General features: G+C 68.8%; 1 pseudogene. It reads left to right on the top strand.

Annotated features, from left to right (window positions below):
• Nucleotides 1-66: 66 nt before the first annotated feature.
• A pseudogene (locus HW578_RS27390) lies at nucleotides 67-647 on the top strand (IS3 family transposase); the annotation flags it as partial.

Genomic DNA, 647 nt, shown 5'->3' with positions numbered 1-647 from the left:
TGACCTGACCCCGTAGAAGCGGTCCGCCGGTAATGTAGTCCCGGCGGCAGCGAGGGGAGGTTGGGGATGGCGAGGAGGAAGGCGCACACGCCTGAGGAGATCGTGGCGAAGCTGCGACAGGCGGAGGTTCTGGTCGGCCAGGGCAAGACGGTGGCCGATGCGGTGCGGGCGATCGGCGTGACGGAGCCGACCTACTATCGCTGGCGGGCGGAGTTCGGCGGTCTGAAGCTGGACCAGGTGAAGCGGCTGAAGGAGCTCGAGCGCGAGAACGCGCGGCTGCGCAAGGCGGTGTCGGACCTGACGCTTGAGAAGGTCATCCTGACGGAAGCCGCGTCGGGAAAATGGTGAGCCCTGCGCGGCGTCGGGTTTGCGTCGAGCATGTGGTGCGTGAGCTTGGCGTGTCTGAGCGGAAGGCCTGCCGTGTGTTGGGGCAGCACCGCTCGACGCAGCGAAAGGCACCGCGCGGGGCGGACGATGAGGCCCGGCTGACGGCCGACATCATCGAGTTGGCGAAGCGCTATGGGCGATACGGCTATCGCCGGATCGCGGCACTGTTGCGGGACGCCGGCTGGGCGGTGAACCGCAAGCGGGTCGAGCGGATCTGGCGCCGGGAGGGGCTGAAGGTGCCGCAGCGGCAGTCGAGGCGG

Origin of the sequence: Roseomonas rosulenta, assembly GCF_016106005.1 — a bacterium.
Lineage (GTDB): Bacteria > Pseudomonadota > Alphaproteobacteria > Acetobacterales > Acetobacteraceae > Neoroseomonas > Neoroseomonas rosulenta.
This window is presented reverse-complemented; position numbering and strand designations above follow the sequence as displayed.